Below are 1201 nucleotides of genomic sequence, written 5' to 3' on the forward strand. Positions count from 1 at the left end.
GGTCGGTGTTCTCGATGGTCGCGAGCACGTTGTGCACCGGCAGCACGCTGCCTTCGGGCACCGCGCGGATGCGCACCGGCATCAGCCCGCCGTGCTTCTCGATCAGGCGCAGCCAGCCTTCGCGGTTGAAGGGCTCGCCATGCGCGGCCATGAGCAGGGCGGCTTCTTCCACGTCGTCGCGCGTTACCGGCGTCTGCAGATATTCACGCAGATAGGCCTGCAGGCCGAAGAACAACGAGTGGCTGAAGATGCCGCCGCGCGACTCGATGTAGCTGTACACCGTCTGCGTGCCGGATGGATATTGCATCCAGTGCGACACCTTGTAGGAGTCGGTGCGCAGCAGCAGGTTGTTGCCCAGGGGCGAGGAGGTGAGATTGCGGTTCATGTGAAAGCTCCTTTCACGTTGGCCCCGTCAACCGGGGCCGTTCTTGCTGACAAAGCCTGGTCGTTCAGTTCTTGCCCAGGCCACCCAAAAAATGATTCGCGATGAAGAAGTGGTCTTCGTAGATGCGGTCCTGCATGTCGAGGAACTCGGCAATCGGCACCCAGCGCACTTCGGCCGCGTCGTCGTCGGCACGCACGTCCGACAGGCCAGTCCACTGGTTGTGCGCCAGTTCGAAGAAGAAACCGTGCGTGATCGTGCGGCCGCGCTGCGAGCGGTCGGGCGCGTCGAACACGTGGCTGGCCTTCATGCTGCCGTTGAGCACGGGCACGGGCACCTTGAGGCGGGTTTCTTCCTTCAGCTCGCGGATGGCCGCGTCCTGCAGCCGCTCGTGCTGGCCGACGAAGCCCCCAGGCAGCGCCCAGGTGCCCTTGCCGGGATGGAACTTGCGCTGCACCAGCAGGATGTGGCCGGCCTCGACCACGATGGCGTCGACCGTGGTGTAGATCGGCGGAAAGTCGCTGCCCGCATAGCGGTACTTGTCGCGGTAGTCGACCAGGAAGGCGAGCTCTTCGCAGAGCTCCGCGTAGTCGGCCGTGGTGGTGAACTGTTCGAGAAACGCGGCGGTGCCGTCGGGCCGGTCGGGGCGCGCGAGCTGGCCGCGGTTCTCGGGGTCTAAGTAGAGGCTGCGAACGTCGGTAGCGTTGAGGCTTTCAACGCTGTTCTGGCCGACGAACTCCCAGTGCGGGAAGAGCTTGAGGTAGTAGCTCGATGAGTCCTTCAGGTGCCCCACCAGCGCCACCTTGGCCTTGGCGGGTG

Annotated in this window: 2 protein-coding genes; both read right to left on the reverse strand. The window is 64.5% G+C overall.

Going from position 1 to position 1201, the window contains the following annotated elements:
* The coding region (locus ACSFA3_RS24425; protein ID WP_435507964.1) for a nicotinamide phosphoribosyltransferase domain-containing protein at window positions 1-385 on the reverse strand (385 nt) is incomplete at its 3' end.
* A gap of 64 nt (window positions 386-449) precedes the next feature.
* Window positions 450-1201: NUDIX domain-containing protein (locus ACSFA3_RS24430; RefSeq protein ID WP_435507965.1), on the reverse strand; the 752-nt coding region annotated here is incomplete at its 5' end.

This window comes from Variovorax glucosi (genome assembly GCF_051216695.1).
Classification (GTDB): Bacteria; Pseudomonadota; Gammaproteobacteria; order Burkholderiales; family Burkholderiaceae_C; genus Variovorax.